This window comes from Flindersiella endophytica, assembly GCF_054779015.1.
The window spans coordinates 83,781-102,559 of the sequence record NZ_BAAGYY010000015.1 but is presented as its reverse complement, the minus strand read 5'-3'; the positions used below and the strand labels follow the sequence as shown (position 1 = coordinate 102,559).

At 69.5% G+C, this 18,779-nt stretch carries 18 protein-coding genes; 16 read left to right on the top strand and 2 right to left on the bottom strand.

The genetic code is table 11. The annotated features are described in order from the left end of the window. Positions 1-106 precede the first annotated feature (106 nt). The 13 genes from ACYVF6_RS16090 to ACYVF6_RS16030 all read left to right on the top strand — a co-directional run bounded on the left by ACYVF6_RS16090 (position 107) and on the right by ACYVF6_RS16030 (position 13,351). A complete protein-coding gene (locus ACYVF6_RS16090; protein WP_460521905.1) occupies positions 107-607 on the top strand; it encodes a hypothetical protein in 501 nt (166 codons plus the stop codon). Positions 608-699: 92 nt separating this feature from the next. Continuing rightward, complete coding sequence (locus tag ACYVF6_RS16085) at positions 700-2,118, top strand: ABC transporter substrate-binding protein (protein WP_460521903.1); 1,419 nt, start codon at positions 700-702, stop codon at positions 2,116-2,118. Beyond that, positions 2,115-3,083, top strand: a complete 969-nt coding sequence (locus ACYVF6_RS16080) for a carbohydrate ABC transporter permease (RefSeq protein WP_460521901.1) — start codon at positions 2,115-2,117, stop codon at positions 3,081-3,083. The genes ACYVF6_RS16085 and ACYVF6_RS16080 overlap by 4 nt, the downstream gene beginning before the upstream one ends. A gap of 11 nt (positions 3,084-3,094) precedes the next feature. After that, on the top strand, positions 3,095-3,925 hold the full coding sequence (locus tag ACYVF6_RS16075) for a carbohydrate ABC transporter permease (RefSeq protein WP_460521899.1): 831 nt from the start codon (positions 3,095-3,097) through the stop codon (positions 3,923-3,925). Then, positions 3,925-5,013, top strand: coding sequence for an ABC transporter ATP-binding protein (locus ACYVF6_RS16070; protein ID WP_460521897.1), 1,089 nt, complete (start codon positions 3,925-3,927; stop codon positions 5,011-5,013). Before ACYVF6_RS16075 ends, ACYVF6_RS16070 begins: the two co-directional genes overlap by 1 nt. Continuing rightward, positions 5,010-5,783 (top strand): DeoR/GlpR family DNA-binding transcription regulator, encoded by a 774-nt coding sequence (locus tag ACYVF6_RS16065; RefSeq protein ID WP_460521895.1) that lies wholly within the window; start codon positions 5,010-5,012, stop codon positions 5,781-5,783. Before ACYVF6_RS16070 ends, ACYVF6_RS16065 begins: the two co-directional genes overlap by 4 nt. After that, complete coding sequence (locus tag ACYVF6_RS16060; RefSeq protein WP_460521893.1) at positions 5,780-6,796, top strand: ABC transporter ATP-binding protein; 1,017 nt, start codon at positions 5,780-5,782, stop codon at positions 6,794-6,796. The genes ACYVF6_RS16065 and ACYVF6_RS16060 overlap by 4 nt, the downstream gene beginning before the upstream one ends. Further along, the gene (locus tag ACYVF6_RS16055) at positions 6,793-7,833 is read left to right on the top strand and encodes a 2-hydroxyacid dehydrogenase (protein WP_460521891.1); all 1,041 of its coding nucleotides are present in this window, start codon (positions 6,793-6,795) and stop codon (positions 7,831-7,833) included. Before ACYVF6_RS16060 ends, ACYVF6_RS16055 begins: the two co-directional genes overlap by 4 nt. A 329-nt stretch (positions 7,834-8,162) precedes the next feature. After that, the gene (locus ACYVF6_RS16050) at positions 8,163-9,626 is read left to right on the top strand and encodes an FGGY family carbohydrate kinase (protein WP_460521889.1); all 1,464 of its coding nucleotides are present in this window, start codon (positions 8,163-8,165) and stop codon (positions 9,624-9,626) included. Next, positions 9,623-10,288 carry a class II aldolase/adducin family protein gene (locus ACYVF6_RS16045; protein ID WP_460521887.1) on the top strand — a complete coding sequence of 222 codons (666 nt, stop codon included), beginning with the start codon at positions 9,623-9,625 and terminating at the stop codon, positions 10,286-10,288. The genes ACYVF6_RS16050 and ACYVF6_RS16045 overlap by 4 nt, the downstream gene beginning before the upstream one ends. Before the next feature lie 5 nt (positions 10,289-10,293). Continuing rightward, positions 10,294-11,991: a glycerol-3-phosphate dehydrogenase/oxidase gene (locus ACYVF6_RS16040; RefSeq protein ID WP_460521885.1), complete on the top strand. Its 1,698-nt coding sequence runs from the start codon at positions 10,294-10,296 to the stop codon at positions 11,989-11,991. 198 nt (positions 11,992-12,189) lie between these two features. Next, positions 12,190-12,759 (top strand): hypothetical protein, encoded by a 570-nt coding sequence (locus ACYVF6_RS16035; RefSeq protein ID WP_460521883.1) that lies wholly within the window; start codon positions 12,190-12,192, stop codon positions 12,757-12,759. A gap of 10 nt (positions 12,760-12,769) precedes the next feature. Then, a complete protein-coding gene (locus ACYVF6_RS16030; protein ID WP_460521881.1) occupies positions 12,770-13,351 on the top strand; it encodes a hypothetical protein in 582 nt (193 codons plus the stop codon). On the opposite strand, the gene ACYVF6_RS16025 is transcribed toward ACYVF6_RS16030, so the two are convergent. Continuing rightward, entirely contained in the window at positions 13,348-13,752 is a 405-nt protein-coding gene (locus tag ACYVF6_RS16025; RefSeq protein WP_460521879.1) for a PNPOx family protein, read from the bottom strand. The two genes, ACYVF6_RS16030 and ACYVF6_RS16025, sit on opposite strands and share 4 nt — an antisense overlap. 5 nt (positions 13,753-13,757) lie before the next feature. Then, a complete protein-coding gene (locus tag ACYVF6_RS16020; protein ID WP_460521877.1) occupies positions 13,758-14,348 on the bottom strand; it encodes a PadR family transcriptional regulator in 591 nt (196 codons plus the stop codon). Between the two features lie 69 nt (positions 14,349-14,417). On the opposite strand from ACYVF6_RS16020, the gene ACYVF6_RS16015 reads away from it, so the two are divergent. The 3 genes from ACYVF6_RS16015 to ACYVF6_RS16005 all read left to right on the top strand — a co-directional run bounded on the left by ACYVF6_RS16015 (position 14,418) and on the right by ACYVF6_RS16005 (position 18,756). Next, positions 14,418-15,965, top strand: a complete 1,548-nt coding sequence (locus ACYVF6_RS16015) for a xylulokinase (RefSeq protein WP_460521875.1) — start codon at positions 14,418-14,420, stop codon at positions 15,963-15,965. A gap of 122 nt (positions 15,966-16,087) precedes the next feature. Beyond that, positions 16,088-17,785 carry an NAD-binding protein gene (locus ACYVF6_RS16010; RefSeq protein ID WP_460521872.1) on the top strand — a complete coding sequence of 566 codons (1,698 nt, stop codon included), beginning with the start codon at positions 16,088-16,090 and terminating at the stop codon, positions 17,783-17,785. Positions 17,786-17,796: 11 nt separating this feature from the next. After that, positions 17,797-18,756: a tetratricopeptide repeat protein gene (locus ACYVF6_RS16005; protein WP_460521870.1), complete on the top strand. Its 960-nt coding sequence runs from the start codon at positions 17,797-17,799 to the stop codon at positions 18,754-18,756. Positions 18,757-18,779: the final 23 nt, after the last annotated feature.

The following is an 18,779-nucleotide window of genomic DNA, read 5'->3' as shown; positions in this document are numbered from 1 at the left end:
GAGGAGGAGCCAGGAGGGGCCTCCGGCGATCGACGACAACGCAGCCAGCGTGGATGCCAGGCGTCGCGCGTCAGGCGACCCCTTGGAATAGATCGTCTAGGCGTCGTTGCCGTTCGAGCAGATCGACTGGACACCGTTCGACTATGTGTCGGCCGACGCCTACCGTGGCGCGCGCAACGCCGCCACGTTCCGAGAGGAGGTCCGTTCCCTGCACCGGCACGGGCTTCCCGTGGCGGTCACGGAGTTCGGCTGCTGCACCTACCGTGGCGCGGCGGATCTTGGCGGAAGCGGCTTCCTGGTCGTCGACCAGGACCACGAGCCCTGGCGGCTGGACGACGACTACGAGCGCGACGAGGAGGGGCAGGCCGCATACTTTCGCGAGCTGCTCCAGGTGTTCGAGGAGGAGGGTGTGGACAGCGCGTTCTGGTTCACGTTCGCCGGCTATCGCTATCCGCACGATCCACAGCACCCGGGCTCGCGGTCCGACCTCGACCTGGCGTCGTACGGCCTGGTCAGGCTCGCGCCCGATCTGAGCTGGGAGCCGAAGGCGGCGTTCCACGCGATGGCCGCGGCGTACAGCCGTCCGGAGCCGGATGCGGACAGATAATCGGGCTGCGACCCCTTGACGCCGGAACGTGCTCGTCACATAGTGGGCTGACATCATCACATCACCGGGTGTTAAGAACCGGAGGGTGGAACATGATCGACCCTGCGAAACAGCCCACACGACGTGATCTGATCCGGATCGCCGGCCTTGGAGCGGTCGGTACGGCCCTTGCCTCGTGCGGGTTCGGCTCGCCGACGAAGCAGGACGAAGGGCCTGGCGCCGAGGACGTCAAGGGCGGCTTCGACTGGAAGAAGCACGACGGCAAGACCGTGCGGCTGCTGATGAACAAGCACCCCTACACCGATGCGCTCAAGGCACATCGGAAGGAGTTCACGAGCAAGACCGGGATCACCTTGCAGATCGACGAGTTCCCGGAGTCGAACTACTTCGACAAGGTCACGCTCGAACTCAAGTCGCGGCAGGGCAAGTACGACGCGTTCATGCTGGGTGCCTACATGGTCTGGCAGTACGGACCGCCCGGCTATCTCGAGGATCTCAACCCCTGGATCAAGAACGCGTCGGCGACCCATCAGGAGTTCGCGCCGGACGACTTCTTCCCGAACCTCATGGAAGCCGGGCGCTGGAACTTCAAGAACGGCGACCCGCTAGGTGGCGACAAGCAGTGGATGCTGCCGTGGGGCTTCGAGACCAACACGGTCGCCTACCGCAAGGACGTCTTCGACGCGCTGGGCCTGAAGCCCGCCGAGACGTTCGACGCGCTGGTCGAGAACGCCCAGGCCATCAAGGCGAAAGCGGCAGGCAAGGGCTTCGAGGGCCTGTACGGCATCGCGGTCCGGGGCTCGCGTGAGTGGGCGACGATCCATCCGGGCTTCATGACGATGTACTCCCGCGAAGGCCTGAAGGACTTCACGGTCGAGGGCGGCAAGCTCGTGCCGCAGATGAACTCGCCGGAGGCCGTCGCGTTCACCAAGAAGTGGGCCGACATGGTACGCAGCGCCGGCCCGGCCGGCTGGACGTCGTACACGTGGTACCAGGCCTCCAGCGACCTCGGCACCGGCAAGGCCGGCATGCTCTTCGACGCCGACATCGCCGCGTACTTCCAGAACGAGAACACCAAGGCAGCGGGCAAGCTCGCCTGGCATCCCGGCCCGAAGGGCAAGGACGGTTCACTCGCCACGAACATGTGGATCTGGTCGCTCGCGATGAACGCCGCCTCGAAAAACAAGGAAGCCGCGTGGTGGTTCCTGCAGTGGGCGACGTCGAAGGAACACCTGCTGTGGGCCGGCACCAAACAACAGCACATCGACGCGGTACGCCAGTCGGTAGCCGCCGACGGTGCCTACAAGGACCGCCTGTCGGCGGCGACGAACTTCATTGAGACGTTCGAGACCGTGATCGACCAGACGAAGATCCAGTTCACGCCGCAACGAAACTTCTTCGACGCCACGACGTCGTGGGCCGCGTCCCTGCAGGAGATCTACGGCGGTGCCGACGCCAAGTCCACGCTGGACAAGCTCGTCGACGACCTCGGGCCACGGGTCAACAGTTGAGCGCGGGTCCCGGAACGAGCACGGAAGCGCCGGCTCGCACCCAGCCTGCCGTCGCCCAGGCGACACCGGCCTGGAGGCGGCGGCTGCGGCCGTACCTGCTCGCGGCTCCGGCCGTGCTGCTGTGCGTCGGCATCCTGTACCCGTTCTTCGTCGGAGTCGGCTATACCCTCTACAACTTCTCCGACGCCAACCCGATCCCGGCCTTCGTGGGCCTGCGGAACTTCGCCGATCTCTTCGGCAGCGACGCGTTCTGGCACTCGACACAGGTCACGCTGACGTTCGCGGTCGTGGCCACGGGAGTGGAAACCGTTGTGGGCGTGGGCGTCGCGCTGTTGCTCAACCGCAGCACGCTGGTCAGCCGGATCCTGGAACGGTTCCTCATCGTCCCGTTGATGGTCGCGCCGATCATCGCGGCGATCATGTGGAAGCTGATCCTGCTGCCGGAAGTGGGCTGGGTACGCCCGATGCTCGGTGCCGTCGGCGTGCAGGGCTACAGCGGCACCGACGGTGCGCTGTCGGCGTTCGCATGGTCGGTCGTCGTCGACGCGTGGCTCTACACGCCGTTCGTCGCGGTGCTGGCGCTGGCCGGCCTGCGTTCGCTGCCGCAGTCGCCGTACGAAGCGGCGGCGGTCGACGGCGCCGGCTGGTGGTTCACGTTCCGCCGGCTCACGCTGCCGATGCTGTGGCCGTACATCCTGGTGGCGGTCATCTTCCGGTTCATGGACTGCCTGAAGGTGTTCGACATCATCTTCGGCCTGACCGCCGGCGGACCCGGCGACGCGACGACCACCCTGCAGATCAACGCGTATCTGGAGGCGATCACCTACGCCCGGTACAGCCGTGGCGCGACGTACATGCTCGTGCTGTGGGCTGTGGTCTACGCGATCTCGTTCGTGCTCGTGCGCTATCTGGGCAAGGTGCAGCGGCGGGCCGCGGGCGTGGTGGAGGAGGCTGGGGCCACGTGAGTGTGAACGGCATGAGGAGTTCGCTGCTCAACCGGTTGCTCGGCGACGCCGCGCTGGTGGTCTACTTCCTGTTCTCGTTGCTGCCGGTTGTGTTCATCCTGACGCTGAGCCTCAAGTCGAACGCCGACCAGACCTCGACGTACCTCAGCTTCGCGCCGACGTTCGACAACTACCGCACGGTTCTCGGCATCGGGTCGGGCGAGTCGCCTTACCTGCGGTTCTTCCTGGCCAGCCTGATCTGTTCCGTCGGGGCGGTGCTGGTCTCGCTGGTGATCGGCATCCCGGCGGCGTACGCGGCCGCGCGTTACCGGTTCCGAGGCAGCGAGAGCCTGTTGTTCACGTTGCTGTCGTTCCGGTTCGCGCCCGAGCTGGTCGTCATCATCCCGCTGAGCGTGCTCTACCAGCAGCTCGGCCTGTACGACACCTACGTCGGCATGATCTGGGTGCTGCAGCTGGTCACGATGCCTTTGGTGGTGTGGATCCTGCGGTCGTTCTTCGCCGACCTGCCGCCCGACCTGGAGCAGGCGGCACTGCTCGACGGCTACTCCCGTAAGCACGCGTTCGTGAAGATCGTGCTCCCGCTGGTGCGGCCGGGCATCGCGGCGGTGTGCCTGCTGGCGTTCATCTTCGCGTGGAACAACTTCATCTTCCCGTTCACGCTGACCGCGAGCCAGGCGCAGTCGGTCACGGTCAGCTCGCTGGCGTTCCTCGGCGGCAACCAGGTCCGCTTCAACCTGGTCGCGGCCGGCGCCGTGATGGCGGTGCTGCCGCCGCTGGTGCTCGCGCTGTTCATCCAGCGCTACCTCGTCCGCGGGCTGTCGTTCGGGGCGGTGAAAGGCTGATGTCGTCGCTGGACCTGTACGGCGTACGCAAGACGTTCGGCAAGGCGGTCGCACTGGACGAGGTGTCGTTCGGCGTCGAGGACGGCGAGTTCTTCTGCCTGCTGGGTCCGTCGGGTGCCGGCAAGACCACCACGCTGAAGGTGCTCGCGGGCCTGGAGGAGCCGAACAGCGGGACCGTTCATCTCGACGAGAGCGACATCACCCACGTCGAGCCCACCCGGCGCAACCTCGCGATGTGCTTCGAGAGCTACGCGCTCTATCCGCAGCTGAACGTGTTCGAGAACCTCGCCTCGCCGTTGCGTTCGCCGCTGCACCGGGTCGACGACGTACGGGCGCGCGTCGAGCGGGTCGCCGAGCTGCTGACGATCGGGCACCTGCTGGACCGCCCGATCCAGCAGCTGTCCAACGGGCAACGGCAACGCGTCGCGCTCGGCAGGGTGCTGATCCGGCCGGCATCGGCCTACCTGCTCGACGAGCCGCTGTCGCACCTGGACGCCAAGCTCCGCGCCACCATGCGCGCCGAGCTGAAGGCGATCAGCCGCGATGACGGCACCACCACGCTGTACGTCACGCATGACTACGTCGAGGCGCTCTCGCTGGCGGACCGGATCGGCGTGCTCGACAACGGCCGGATCCGCCAGATCGGCACTCCGCGGGAGATCTGGGCCGAGCCCGCCGACACAGTGGTCGCTCAGCTGTTCGGCAAACCCAGGATCAACCTGATCGAGGGCAGCCTGGCCGCGACGGGCTTCGTCAGCAAGGACAAGGCGGTCAAGGTTCCGGTGCCCGGAGTCGAAGCCGGTGCCCGCGCGCTGCTCGGCGTACGGCCGCGCGACCTCGGAATGCACCGGGGAGCCGGTGACATCCCGGACGGCCTGGTGAGGCTCGACGGCACGGTCTACGTGCTCGAGCACCTCGGCCGGCAGACCGAGGTCACGGTGAAGGTCGGTGAGTCGCTGATCGCGGTCGTGGTCCCGCGTTCGGCCGCCGACGGCCTGGTCATCGACGACAAGTTGGCGTTGACATTGGACCCTGCGGTCGCGCATGTCTTTCTGCCGGACGAGGGCGGCCGGAGGGCGACGCGATGAAGGAGGCCGTGCTGGGCCCGGAGGAACGGCAGCGCCGGATCGCGGAAATCGTCCTGGGCAAGGGAACGGCGACCGCGCAGGAGCTGGCGTCGGTGTTCGGGGTGAGCCTGATGACCGTGCACCGCGACCTGGACGAGCTGTCCAGGCAGGGTGTGGTGCGCAAGTCGCGCGGCGGCGTGACGGCACAGCCGTCGGGCGTGTTCGAGTCGAACGTCGCCTATCGCCGCAAGGCCATGGTCGCTCAGAAGAAGGCGATCGCGCGGCACGCGGCCAACTACATCGAGCCCGGCATGTCGCTGATCCTCGACGACGCGACCACGACGCTCCAGCTGATCCCGCACCTGGAGGCCGCGCAGCCGTTGCACGTCGCCACCAACTTCCTGTCGGCGATGCGCGAGCTTGCGCACGTACGCGGGATCCGGCTGATCGGTCTCGGCGGCGACTACGACCCCCTGCACGACTCCTACCTCGGCGTGATGTGCGTCGAGGCGGTGCAGTCACTGCGCGTGGACGCGGCGTTCGTGTCGACGTCGGCGCTGTCCGGCGGGTTCGCCTACCACCAGGAGGAACGGATCGTCTCGGTGAAGCGGGCGATGCTCGACGTCGCCGAGCGGCGCTATCTCCTGCTGGACAGCGGCAAGGTGGGCCGGCGGGCGCTGCACCGCCTGGTGCCGCTCAGCACGTTCGACCTCGTCATCGTCGACGCGGGCGTGGACGAGCAGGGTCTCGCCGAACTGGAGAACACCAACTACGAGGTCGCCGAGCCATGAACGCACACCTGGAACTGGATGCGGTGCGGAAGGTCTTCGCCGGCAAGTCCGACGTCGTGGCCGTCGACCGCTTCGAGCTCGCGGTCGACAGCGGCGAGCTGGTCGGGCTGCTCGGGCCGTCCGGCTGCGGCAAGTCGACGACGTTGCGGATGATCGCGGGCCTGGAGGCGCCGACGGCGGGCGACATCCGCATCGACGGGCGCTCGGTGCTCGGCCGCGGCGCGCGCAGGCGCAACATCGGCATCGCGTTCGAGAACTACGCGCTCTACCCTCCGCTGTCCGTTCGCGAGAACATTGCGTTCGGGCTGGACGCGCGGAAGGTGGGCTCCGCGCGGGCGCGCAGGGGACGGGTGGAGGAGCTCGCCGAACGGCTCGACCTCACCACGTTGCTGGACGCGCGTCCCGCGGGACTGTCGTCCGGCCAGAAGCAGCGGGTCGCGCTGGCGAGGGCGATCGCGCGGCAGCCCGACGTCCTGCTGCTCGACGAGCCGTTGTCGCACCTGGACGCCGGTCAGCGCGACGTCACGAGGCGCGAGCTGCGGCGCCTGCAACGCGAGCTCGGCTACACCACCGTGCTCGTCACCCACGACCAGGAGGAGGCGCTCAGTCTCGCCGACCGTGTGGTCGTGATGAACGACGGCTCGATCCGTCAGGTCGGAACGCCGGACGAGATCTACGACGATCCGGCGGACCTGTTCGTCGCCTCGTTCGTCGGCGAACCGGCGATGAACCTTATTACCGACGGTGAGGCGACGACAGGCGTGCGGCCGGAGGACATCACGCTCCGCACGGGCGCCGACGCGGAGACCGCGGATATGAGCGGAAGCGTCGTGGTTGTAGAGGATTTCGCCGAGTACGCATTGGTGACAGTAGAGATCCGGGATCCACTGCACAGAGTGGTCGTACAGACTGGGAGCGCACCACACGTCCGGCAGGGTGCCAACATCGGCTTGCGCTTTCACCCGGAGCGGACGTACAGGTTCGACACGCAGACAGGGAAACGCACAGCATGACGACCGTTTTGGCCGCGGGCGACGAGTTCGTACGCAACCAGCTGCTCAGCCGTGCGATCCGGGAACGGGCAGGCGACGCGCTCGACATCCGTGAGCTGCACCTGCCGTGGCCGAGCGTGCCGTGGAACTCCGTCGGCGAGGTCGTCGAGGCCGCCGGTGACGAGCAGACGATGATCGAGGAGCTGCAGGGCGTGGAGGCCGCCGTCACGCACCTCGCGCCTTTCACCGAAGCTGTGTTCACCCACGCGCCGGACCTGCGGCTGGTGGTCGTCTCGCGTGGTGGGCCGGTCAACGTCAACCTGGAAGCAGCCACCCGTTCGGGCGTCGTGGTCTGCTACGCGCCGGGCCGAAACGCCAACGCCGCCGCGGAGTTCGCGGTCGGGCTGCTGCTGTCGACCTGCCGCAACATCGCCGCGGGCCACAACGAGCTGCAGAACAAGACGTGGCCGGGCCACTACTTCCAGTACGACAACGCCGGTTTCGAGCTGGCCGGCTCGACCGTCGGCCTGGTCGGCTACGGCGCGATCGGCAAGCTGGTCGCCAAGCTGCTGTCGGCGTTCGGCGCGACGGTGCTGGCGTACGACCCGTTCGCGCCCGCGTCGGCGTTCGGTCCGGAGGCCACGCGGGTCGCGGACCTGCCCGAGCTGCTGCGCCAGTCGCGGGTGGTGAGCCTGCACGCACGGCTCACCGCCGGGACTCGCGGCCTGATCGGCGCCGCCGAGCTCGCCGCGATGCCGGCCGGCTCGGTGCTGATCAACACCGCCCGCGGCGGCCTGCTCGACTACGACGCCCTGTGCGACGCGCTCGACGCGGGGCAGCTCGCGGGCGCGGGGATCGACGTCTTCCCGGAGGAACCGCCACCGCCGGACTCCCGTCTGTTCGGCACGCGTGGACTGGTGATGGCGCCGCACATCGCCGGCTGCAGCCGCGAGGTCGCCGAACGAGCGGCCCGCATCTGCGCCAACGAGGTCGGCCGCTGGGTAGAAGGTCTGCCACCGCAACACTGCGCCAACCCCGACGTGCTGAGCCAGAGGTGACCCCCGTGCCCGCCGCGAATGACCACGTTAACCACGCAATTGGCGGGTTAACCACGCCCCGGGCCGTGGCGAACCACCTGCTGGCGTGGCGAACCGCGAATGACCACGTTAACCACGCAATTAGCGGGTTAACCACGCCCCGGGGCGTGGCGAACCACCTGCTGGCGTGGCGCTGTGCCGATTTTGCGGCTCCGCCGCGCGGGCGAAATGACCACGTTAACCAGCCAAAGCCGTGGTTAACGTGGTCATTCGCGCCCGGCGGCCGCGAGGGTCCGGGGCAGTCGGCCACCCACACCGGTCGCTGACCGCATCCACGCAAGGAGGCCGGGATGTACATCGGGGTGGACATCGGGACGTCCGTCATCAAGGCGGCCGCGTTCGACGACGACGGTCAGCAGGTCGCGCTGGAGGCCCGCAAGACCAGGCTGGCTAGTCCGCACGAGGGCTGGTTCGAGCAGGACATGGACGAGGTCGTCGCGACCGTCGCCGAGGTGATCCGCGCCCTGACCACCACCGTGAGCCAACCGCCGGACGCCATCGGTATGACCGGCCAGGGCGACGGCGTCTGGCTGGTCGACGCCGCCGGTCGCCCCGTCCGTCCGGCCGTGTCGTGGATGGACGCCCGCGCCGCGAGCATCGTGCACGAGTGGCTCGGCAACGGCGTCGTCGACCAGGCTTTCCGCCGCAGCGGCGGCGCCATCTTCCCCGGCTGCCCGGCCCCGGTGCTCTCCTGGTTCGACCGGAACGAGCCCGAGACGCTCGACCGCGCTGAGACGGCCGGCTACTGCAAGGACATCGTGATGCAGCGCCTCACCGGTGTCCGTGCGACCGATGCCTCCGACGCGTCGCTGCCGTTCCTCGATCCGCACAGCCGTACGTACGCAGGCGACCTGCTCGAGCTCTGCGGCCTGGCCCACCGCCGCGACCTGCTGGCCCCCGTGATCGAGCCCTGTCCTACCGGCGAAGTCACGGCCGAGGCCGCCGACCTGCTCGGTGTTCCAGCAGGCACGCCGGTCTCGAGCGGCCCGTTCGACCTGCCGGCCTGCGCGCTCGGCTCCGGCGTACTCGAGCCCGGCGAAGGCCACCTGATCGTCGGGACGACGCTGGTCTGCCAGGTCGTGATCGACGAGATCCAGACCGATGGCGAGCCCGCCGGCCTCACCGTGGCGTACGGGCCGGAACGCTGGCTGCGTGCGATGCCGGCCATGGTGGGCACGGCCGCGCTCGACTGGGTGCTGGCGACCATCGGCGAGACGCATGCGAACGTCGACGCGATGCTCGACGCGAGCCCGCCGGGCGCCCGCGGCGTCAGCTGCCTGCCGTACTTCTCACCGTCCGGTGAGCGCGCGCCGTTCGTCGAGCCCGGCGCCCGTGCTCGCTTCGACGGCATGACGACGCAGACCACGAAGGCCGACCTCGTACGCGCCACGTGCGAGGCTGTCGGTTACGCCGCCCGGCACTGCTTCGAGGCCGCCGGGCTGCGCGACGACGTGGCGATCTGCGGTGGCGGAGCCAAGAGCAGCGGCTGGCTGCACCTGTTCGCCGACGTGCTCGGCAAGCAGGTCAGGGTGGCCGGTAGAGAGGAGGTCGGTGCGTACGGTGCGGTGCTCGCCGGGTTCCAGGCGTACGGCCGGCAGGAGCGGTTCGCCGATGGTGGATTCGGCACGAATGTGACGGGTCCTACGGTGCAACCAAACCCAGATCTCACGGATCACTATGCACAGGGCTACGCAAAGTATCGGAAGGCAGTCGACCGCGCCCGCGCGGATTGGAAGGAGTCGTCCCGGTCATGAGGTTTCCCGAGGAGCGAGCCCAGATCGTTCACCACGCCAAGCAGTTGAAGCCGGACGGTCTGGTCGTCGGTACGTCGGGCAATCTGAGCGTCCGGGTCGGAGACGTCGTGCTGGCCACGCCGAGCGGGCTCGACTACGACGACCTCACCACAGAGCTGGTCTGCGTGTGCGACCTCGATGGCAACCTCCTGGAGGGACCACTTGAGCCGACGTCGGAAATGCCGCTTCATCTGTCGGTCTACCATTCGACGCCGCACACCGCGGTCGTGCACACGCACGCGCGGTCGGCGGCAGCGGTGTCCGTCCTGGTGAAGGAGCTGCCGCCGATCCACTACATGACGGCGCTGTTCGGTGGGATCATCCGGGTCGCCGACTACGCCACCTACGGCACGCCAGAGCTCGCGGCTTCGGTGGCCAAGGCGCTGGATGGACGTACCGGCTGCCTGATGGCCAACCACGGCACCGTGGCCACCGGGCCGACGCTCGCCAACGCCTACTTGTTGAACCAGCACCTGGAATGGCTGTGCGACGTGTGGCTGCGAGCGGCGACGGCCGGCGCGGCCCTCGGAGTGCAGCCCGCGGTGCTGCCTGAGTCGGAGGTCGCCAAGGTGATCGAGAAGTTCGAGACGTACGGGCAGGCAGCGCCCCAGGAGAAAAAATAGTGGTAGTGGACCGGAGCCGTCTCGCGCCGGATCGCCGGGACGACCTGCTGCGTACCTTACGCGGCAGGCACTTCGACGTGCTGGTGATCGGTGGCGGCGTCACCGGCTGCGGTGCCGCGCTCGACGCGGCCTCGCGAGGGCTGGCCGTCGCGTTGATCGAGGCGAACGACCTGGCCAGCGGAACCTCCTCGCGTTCGGGGAAGATCTTCCATGGTGGCTTGAGATATCTCGAGCAGTTCAACCTCTCGCTCGTACGCGAAGCCCTGCTGGAACGCGACCTGATGGTCGAGCGGCTCTGCCCGCACCTGGTGTCGCCGGAGACGTTCCTGTTCCCGTTCACCAAGCACTGGCAGCGGCCCTACATCGGCGCCGGCGTGGCGATCTACGACCTGCTGCGGCTGACCGGGCCGCGCAGCGTTCCGGGTCACCGGCACCTCAGCCGGAAGGCCGTCCTCCGCGCGATGCCGGGGCTGTCGCCGGAGCACGTGACCGGCGGCGTGCAGTACTCCGACGTACGCGTCGACGACGCGCGGCACACGATGTCGGTGGCGCGTACCGCCGCCGGACTTGGTGCGACCGTCCTCGCTCGCGCCCGCGCGGTCGGGTTGCTCCGGGAAGCCGGCCGGGTCACCGGCGCTCGGGTCCGCGACGTCGAGAGCGGCGACGAGTTCGACGTCACGGCGCAGGTCGTCGTGAACGCGTCCGGCGTCTGGGCCGACCAGGTGCAGAAGCTGAGCGGCACGCACAGCATCTCGGTCACGCCGGCCAAGGGCGTCCACCTGGTGGTGCCGCGCGACCGGATCGAGTCCAGCACCGGGCTGATCGCCCGTACGCCCGACTCGGTCTTCATCGTGCGCCGCTGGTTCGACTACTGGCTGATGGGCACCACCGACACCCGCTGGGAGTACGACCGCGACGACCCGGCGGCCACCAAGGACGACGTCGACTACCTCCTGGGCCACGCGAACCGCTGGCTGCGCAAGCCGCTCGACTATCCCGACCTGGTGGGCGTCTACGCCGGGCTGCGTCCGCTGGTCGGTGTCGCGGGCGGGTCGACGGCGTCGCTGAGGCGCGACCACACCGTGCTCGAGGATCCGATCGGGCTGATCACGATCGTGGGCGGCAAGTACACCACGTACCGCCTGATGGCCCGTGACGTCATCGACGCGGCAACCTCCAGGCTGCGGCGCACCGTGCCGCCGTCGGCGACCGACCAGCTGCCGATCCATGGGGCGGTGCGGTTCGGCGAGTACCAAGCAGGACGGGCGGAGCTGGCCTCGGAGTCCGGGCTGGCAGAGGACCGGATCGACCACCTGCTCGGGCGGTACGGCACGGCGACGTCCGACCTGCTGGACTTGGTGGCCTCGCGGCCGTTGCTGGGCCGGCCGGTCGAGGGCGCGCCGGGCTACCTCGGCGCCGAGATCGTCTACGCCGCGCAGGCCGAAGGCGCTCTCCACCTGGACGACGTGCTGACCCGGCGTACCCACATCAGCATGGAAACCTCCGACCGCGGCGTGCTCGCGGCCCCGATGGTCGCCGACCTGATGGCCGAGGCCCTCGGCTGGGACGACAGCACGCGCGAGGAGGAGGTCGAGCGCTACCGCCTCGCCGTCGAGGCCGATCGCGTGGCCGCCGCGTCCCCGACGGATTCGGCCGCCTCGGCCGCCCGCAAGGCCCTGCTCGAGCCCCAGCCCGGCCAGTGACCCGAGTCTGTGGACAACTTTCGTCCACAGGCGGACCCGCGTGCTTAGTCTCGAAGTCCGAGCTGCGGGTGCTGGGGAGGGAACATGGGGAAGGGCAGGGCCGCCGGCAAAGCTGTGGAAGCGGGGGTCAGGGTCTTCCCGGTCGGGAAGCTCCTTCGACGAGCCAAAGGTCTGCGATCCAAGGCCGACGATGCCGCGATGGCAGCCAGGCGTGGCGTCCCGAAGCCGTCTCGACCGCGCAGGATCCAGCAGCGCAAGACCTGGGACATGGCGCGCGAGTCCCGCGACAAGCTGCACGACGACGTCGTGGCGAGCAAGAAGCGGATGCAGGAGATCCGCGACGAGCTCAACGGGACGCCGAGGCCATCGGATGCGCGGCGCCGGGAGCTCAACGGCGAACTGCAGGAGCACGCGGGGCGGGGCCGGGCGGAATCCGTCACCGGTGCGACCGACCCGAGCACGGGCATCACCGGCGCTGGGTACAACCACAGGCCGACGCCGCCTGAGCGTTGGGGCTGCGCCGAGAAGGGTGCCCTGGACGACATCAACCGCCAACGTGCCGATCGAGGACTGCCTCCGCTGAAGGCGGACGAGATCGACTACAGCGAAGCCCGTGTCGTCAGAACGGACGGGACATACGAGGAGAAGCCGATCGACGGCTGGTGCCAGAACCGGACCAACCCCGAGCAGTATCCGAACGACGTCCTGTACTACGAGCACGACAGCAGCGGCGGCGGGAACGGCTGGGGGACCAGGTATGGACTCTAGGATGTTGGCCATGGCTGAGGAGCAGGAGAAGCGCTGGCGCTGGTTCTTCGTCGAAGACGACACGCTTCCGGACGACCAGATCACCGGCGAGGAGCCGGAGATGACGGGTGCGCCCGCTGCCTTCATCGAGCGACTCAGGGATCTGATCTCGACCTGGAAGACACTCGGCCTCACCTCGGACGACACCGGTGCCGCCTATGACGGCACCAAGGTCTGGATCCGTGCGCACGTTGGTGATTCGCAGGGACGTGTCTCGCTCGGCGACCTGCGTGTCGACGTCAACGACACGGAATGGATCGCAGGGTGGGCCACCGCTGACGTTCTGACGTACCACGAGTTCGCCGACTCGCTTCCGGCCGAGCAGACCGGCGGCCCGATCACCGACATCGGCAAGGGGGTCGACGAAGCGGTCTCCTGGCTGCAGGAGCAGCTGACCCGCCCCGTCGTCCGCCGGGAGTGGCGCAGGGGCGGTGAGGTCGTGGCGCGGAGCTGGCGGCTGGAGGACACCGGCCGCGTCATCGTCGTCTCCGGCGATCCCGGCTTCCGTTCCAACCCCGACACCGCCGACGCGGCCGTGCAGGTCCGTCCCTAGACGGGATCGATCCGGAACACCGCCATCTTCGGTGCCGCGGCTTCGAAGGCCTCCGGGGTGCCGTCCGCGACCACACCGAACTTCAGCATCATCGGTACGCCGTGCGGCACCTTCGCCGGGAACTCGCGGACGATCGCGCCGCGCTCGTGTTCCGGCAGCTCGACCAGCCTGACCTGTTGCTGCTTCTTCCCCTTCGAAAGGATGCCCGCGCCGGCCGCGCGGGCGTTCTTCACCCAGTCGCTCTCGCCCATGCCACCGACGACGTAGTCGTGGCCGTCGACCTCCAGTGGGGACACCGGCGTGGTCTGCGGCCTGCCGCTCTTGCGTCCCGGGACGGTGAGCAGCCGCATGGTGCCGATCGCCAGGCCGCGGCGCTGCAGCCAGATGACGACGCGGTTCATCCGCTTCAATGATCGGGTCGAGATGGTGGTTCCGCTTCCAGCCATGCCAGTTCTCCGCCTTCTGTGTCGTTGATGACTTCGGTCAGCCAGGCGATCTCGCTCGCGCGCATGCGCTGGGTGTACTCCACCTCGAGTACGACCACGCGCGGCATGTCGCCGAGCTCGGCCAGCTGTGCGGCTATGTCGTCGTAGCCGGCCTGCAGGGTGGCGCGGCGCTGCCGCAGCAGCTCGGCCGCCTCGGCCGGGGTGAAGTGCAGGATGTGCGCCAGTCCCGCCGGGAAGACCGGGAACTCGGGTACGACCGTGCCGACGTACTCCCGCAGCAGTGAGCCGAGCAGCTCCAGCCCGGCCGAGGTCGGCTGGTAGACCGTGTGCTCGGGCCGCGCGCCCGACCGTCCCGTCTGCACCGGCTCGATCAGCTCGGCGGCCTCCATCCGGCGGATCGCGTCGTAGAGCGAGCCGCCGCGCAGCTTCACCACCATGCCGACTTCGCGCTCGCGCAGCGTCGCCTGCATCTCGTACGGATGCCGCGGCCGCTCCCGCAACAGGCTGAGGATCGCCATGGTCAGTGGAGTCCGGAGTGCTCGGAATGCCATCTGCCGCCCTAGTAAACGAACTCGATTAGTCGAACTCGACTATACCGACCGTACGGCATGCTGACCACCATGGGCGCGACCGGGCTTGTCATCGGGGTGGATGTCGGAACGACCGGAGCCAAGACCGTGCTGGCCACCGCCACCGGTGAGGTGCTCGCCGAGGCAGGGCAGGAGTACCCCACGCACTACACGCCGCACGACGGCGCCGAGCAGGATCCCGCCGACTGGTGGACGGCGGTCGCGGGCGGCATCCGGCGGGTACTGGCGGACGCCGGCGAGCAGGCGGACATCGCCGCCGTCGCCGTCAGCAGCCAGGCGCCGAGTGTCGTCGTGGTGGACGAGCAAGGGAGTCCGCTGCATCGCGCCCTGCTCTGGATGGACCGTCGCGGGCGCGCCGAGTGCGAGCAGCGCGCGGACACCGCCGGCGACCTGCTCGCACGTACGGGCAACCGGCTCGACCCGTTCTTCGCCGCACCCAAGCTCGCCTGGCTGCTCCGGCAACGACCGGAGCTGCGCGGCCGGGCCGGGGCGACCGTGCTGATGGCCAACGGCTACGTCGTGCACCAGCTCACCGGCGCGCTGACCTGCGACACCGGCCATCTCGGGCTCACCCTGCTCGGCGACCTGGCGACGGCAGCATGGGCCCCGGACCTGCTCGAGCTCTGGGGCATCCCCGCGAGCTGGCTGCCCGAGCCCACGACACCGACGACGCCGGCCGGCACGGTGACCCCGGCCGCCGCCCGGGCCACCGGTCTCCGGGTCGGCACTCCGGTGATGACGGGAGCCGTCGACGGCGCGGCCGCGAGCCTCGAAGCCGGGCTGGCCGGGCACGGCGACGTCTGCGAGATGACCGGCCAGTCGACGGTGCTGAACGCCGCGTTCGCCGCCGGCCGGCTGCGTACCGGCGCGCTCGGCAACCTCAGCGTCATGCCGTACCCCATCGCCGGCCATCACCTGGTGTTCGGCGCGATGGTGTCGACCGGCGGCATCCTGCGCTGGTTCCGCGACGAGCTCGGCGCCGACGGCGAGACGTTCGAGGACCTCGACGCGCTGGCGGCCGCGGCTCCGGTCGGCAGCGGAGGCCTGGTGCTGCTGCCGTACTTCCTCGGCGAACGCTCCCCGATCTGGGACGCGACGGCCCGTGGCGCGCTGGTGGGCCTGTCAATGGCCAGCCGCCGGGCCGAGATCGTCCGCGCGATCCTGGAGGGCACGGCGTACGGCCTGCTGCACAACGTCGACGAGCTGCGCCGGATCGGCCTCGCGCCGGCCGCGATCCGTTCGGTCGGCGGTGGCGCCAAGGGACGGACCTGGAACCAGATCAAGGCCGACGTCATCGGCCTGCCCGTCGAGGTCCCGCGCGAGTGCCGCGGCGCACCGGTCGGCGCCGCACTGGTCGCGGCTGCCGGCGCCGGGCTCGTGGATCTGCCGACGGTCGTTGCTGGTCGCGGCAGTGCCGCCGAACGGTTCGACCCCGATGCGGCGCGGCAGGTGGCCTACCAGCCGTACAAGCAGATCTACCGCGACCTCTATCCAGCGCTCCGCGAGACCTACGAAGCACTGGCCAAGCTGCGCCAGACCGCTGCCCGCCGCGGCACCCGCTGCCCGCCACGCGAATGACCACGTTAACCACGCAATTGGCTGGTTAACCACGCTCCGGGGCGTGGCGAGGCCCGTGTTCACGTGGTTAACGTGGTCATTCGCGAGCTTGGCGGCACGCCGTAGGCCGTACTATCGCGCAGGTGGGCGAGGCAGGGGATACAAGCGAGCAGCAGCACTTCGTGGTGTGCGGTGCCGACAGCACGTCGGCCCGGCTGGTGGAGGAGCTGCGCCGCGTCGACGAGCCTGTCGTCGCGATCGTGCCGGACAAGGACACCGATCTCGCCCAGGAGATGGCCGAGCTCGGCGCCGTCCTCGTCCTCGCGCCCCGGCCGCACGAGAACGCGTTACGCGAGGCCGGCATCGAGTACGCCAAGGGCGTCGCGTTCGTCGAGCCCGATGACGTCACCAACGTGCACGCGGCGCTCACCGCCGAGGAGCTCAACCCGAGCATCAAGATGGTCGTCCACATCGTCAACCCGCGGCTCGGCTCCTACCTCGAGAGCCTGATCGAGCGCTGCACGGCGCTGTCGGCGGCCGCGATGGCCGCGCCGGAGTTCATCGCCGCCGCGCTGGACGAGGAGGACGTCCGCTGGATCTCGGTCGGCGGCCGGGAGGTCGTCGCCGGTCCGCCCGAGCTGGTTGCCGAGCGGCCGATCACCACGCTGGCCGCCACCGACAACAAGGGGAACACCGTGCTGCTGCCGGACGCGGAGGGCGATCTCGTCCTCGGCTCCGGCATCCGCCGCCAGCCCCGGCGCGTCCGGCCGAGGCTCGACGAGCTGCGGGCCGACCTCGGCCGGATGGTCGACCGCCGGCTGCGGATCGTCGCCCTCGTCCTGGCCGTGACGATCGCGGTCGCGGCGGTCGTCATCAAGATCTGGCCGCACGGTCCCACGCAGATCCTGAGCTGGCCGGACGCGCTCTATCTCGCGGTCTGGACGATCACCGGCAGCGGCGCCGACGACCCGCGGGCCAGCTCCGCGGCGGCGTGGGTACGGCTGGTCGGGGTCGGCGGCAGCCTGCTCGGCCTCGTCCTGGTCTCGTTGCTGACCGCGGCGATCGTCGACATGTTCGTCGGCGAGTCGCTGGCCAGGTCGCTCGGCCGGATGCGCGGCCGGCCGCGCGGGCACGTCGTGGTCTGCGGCCTCGGCACGATCGGCGCCCAGGTCGCGCAGCGGCTGCACGACCGTGGCTTCACCGTCGTCGCGATCGAACGCGACGAGGACAAGCTCGGTGTCCAGACCATCCGAGGTCTCGGCATCCCCGTCATCATCGGCGACGTCAGCAACGACCAGATCCTGTACGAGGCCAGGCTGCACCGTTGCCGCGCGATGCTAGCCGTGACCAGCGACGACGTGGCCAACCTGCAGGCCGGCCTGTACGCACGGGAGCGCAACGCCGACGCCCGCATCGTGCTGCGCCTGTTCGACCACGACCTGGCGGACCGCGTCCAGGTGCGGCTCGGGCTCGGTACGACGCGCAGCGTCTCGATGCTCGCCGCGCCCGCGTTCGCCCAGGTCCTGCTGGAACGGCGGATCCAGGCGACCGTGCCGGCCGGGCGGCGCGTGCTGCTGGTCACCGAGGTGCCGATCAACGCCGGGTCGGCGATGGACGGCAAGCGGATCGTCGACCTGGCCGAGCCGGGCGCGATCCGGGTACTGGCGTACCGGCGCGGCCCGGCGCCGTCGCTGGGCGAGGTGAACCGCGGCGACGCCGCCTGGAACTGGAACGCCGCGACGGGTACGCGCCTGCGCGCCGGCGACCAGGTGGCGCTGGTCGCGGGGCTCGGCGGCCTGGCACGCGCCCTGCTGGCGACCCGTTCCCGTACTCCCACATAGACTTTTCAGTCATGACCTCCGACAGCTTCTCGCGTCCCGGCGCCGTCGACCTGTCCGGTCTGGCCAAGCAGGCCGGAGTCGCTCCCGCCGGTGCGACCGGCGCCTCCGGGCCGGGTGCCGGCCGGACCGCCGGCACCGGGCAATACACCATCGACGTCACCGACGCCACGTTCCAGAAGGACGTCGCAGAGCGCTCGCTGTCGGTTCCGGTGGTCATCGACTTCTGGGCCGACTGGTGCCAGCCTTGCAAGCAGCTCACGCCGATCCTGGAGAAGCTGGCCGACGAGTACGCCGGCCGGTTCGTGCTGGCGCGGATCGACATCGACGCCAACCAGCAGATCGCCCAGGCCATGGGCATCCAGAGCATCCCGCTGGTCGCGGCCGCGCTGCGCGGGCAGCTCGTGCCGTTGTTCCAGGGCGCGCAGCCGGAGGCGCAGGTGCGAGCCGCGCTCGAGCAGTTGCTGCAGCTCGCGGTCGCCAACGGCGTTGCCGGCCGGTCCGAGCCCGTGGCGGCCGGCACCGGCTCGGAGGCCGCCGATGGGGCCGAGGAAGAGCAGATCGACCCGCGGTTCGCCGCCGCCGTCGACGCGATCGAACGCGGCGACCTCGACTCCGCGGCCGCGGAGTACCAAAGGGTGCTCGACCAGACGCCGGCCGACCAGGAGGCGACCGCCGCGCTGGCCCAGGTCAACCTCCTGCGCCGGGCTCGCGACATCGACCCCGCCGAGGCGCGGGCCGCCGCGGCCGCCAAGCCGGAGGACGCGCAGGCCCAGTGCAACGTCGCCGACCTCGAGCTGCTCGACGGGCAGGTCGTCGAGGCGTTCAACCGTCTGGTCGAGACCGTCCGCAACACCTCCGGCGACGAGCGTGACGCGGCCCGGCTGCACCTGCTCGACCTGTTCACTGTCGTCGGTGCCAGTGATCCGCGCGTACGCAAGGCCCGGCAGCAGCTCAGCTCCGCCCTGTTCTAGTTCGGCACTCGTAGCTATTGCCG

Excerpts from the sequence above, each read along its gene's own strand:
- ACYVF6_RS16085 (WP_460521903.1), top strand. The coding sequence starts at position 700 with ATGATCGACCCTGCGAAACAGCCCACACGACGTGATCTGATCCGGATC.
- ACYVF6_RS16075 (WP_460521899.1), top strand. The coding sequence starts at position 3,095 with ATGAGGAGTTCGCTGCTCAACCGGTTGCTCGGCGACGCCGCGCTGGTG.
- ACYVF6_RS16070 (WP_460521897.1), top strand. The coding sequence starts at position 3,925 with ATGTCGTCGCTGGACCTGTACGGCGTACGCAAGACGTTCGGCAAGGCG.
- ACYVF6_RS16065 (WP_460521895.1), top strand. The coding sequence starts at position 5,010 with ATGAAGGAGGCCGTGCTGGGCCCGGAGGAACGGCAGCGCCGGATCGCG.
- ACYVF6_RS16060 (WP_460521893.1), top strand. The coding sequence starts at position 5,780 with ATGAACGCACACCTGGAACTGGATGCGGTGCGGAAGGTCTTCGCCGGC.
- ACYVF6_RS16055 (WP_460521891.1), top strand. The coding sequence starts at position 6,793 with ATGACGACCGTTTTGGCCGCGGGCGACGAGTTCGTACGCAACCAGCTG.
- ACYVF6_RS16050 (WP_460521889.1), top strand. The coding sequence starts at position 8,163 with ATGTACATCGGGGTGGACATCGGGACGTCCGTCATCAAGGCGGCCGCG.
- ACYVF6_RS16045 (WP_460521887.1), top strand. The coding sequence starts at position 9,623 with ATGAGGTTTCCCGAGGAGCGAGCCCAGATCGTTCACCACGCCAAGCAG.
- ACYVF6_RS16035 (WP_460521883.1), top strand. The coding sequence starts at position 12,190 with ATGGCAGCCAGGCGTGGCGTCCCGAAGCCGTCTCGACCGCGCAGGATC.
- ACYVF6_RS16030 (WP_460521881.1), top strand. The coding sequence starts at position 12,770 with ATGGCTGAGGAGCAGGAGAAGCGCTGGCGCTGGTTCTTCGTCGAAGAC.
- ACYVF6_RS16025 (WP_460521879.1), bottom strand. The coding sequence starts at position 13,752 with ATGAACCGCGTCGTCATCTGGCTGCAGCGCCGCGGCCTGGCGATCGGC.
- ACYVF6_RS16020 (WP_460521877.1), bottom strand. The coding sequence starts at position 14,348 with ATGGCATTCCGAGCACTCCGGACTCCACTGACCATGGCGATCCTCAGC.
- ACYVF6_RS16015 (WP_460521875.1), top strand. The coding sequence starts at position 14,418 with ATGGGCGCGACCGGGCTTGTCATCGGGGTGGATGTCGGAACGACCGGA.
- ACYVF6_RS16005 (WP_460521870.1), top strand. The coding sequence starts at position 17,797 with ATGACCTCCGACAGCTTCTCGCGTCCCGGCGCCGTCGACCTGTCCGGT.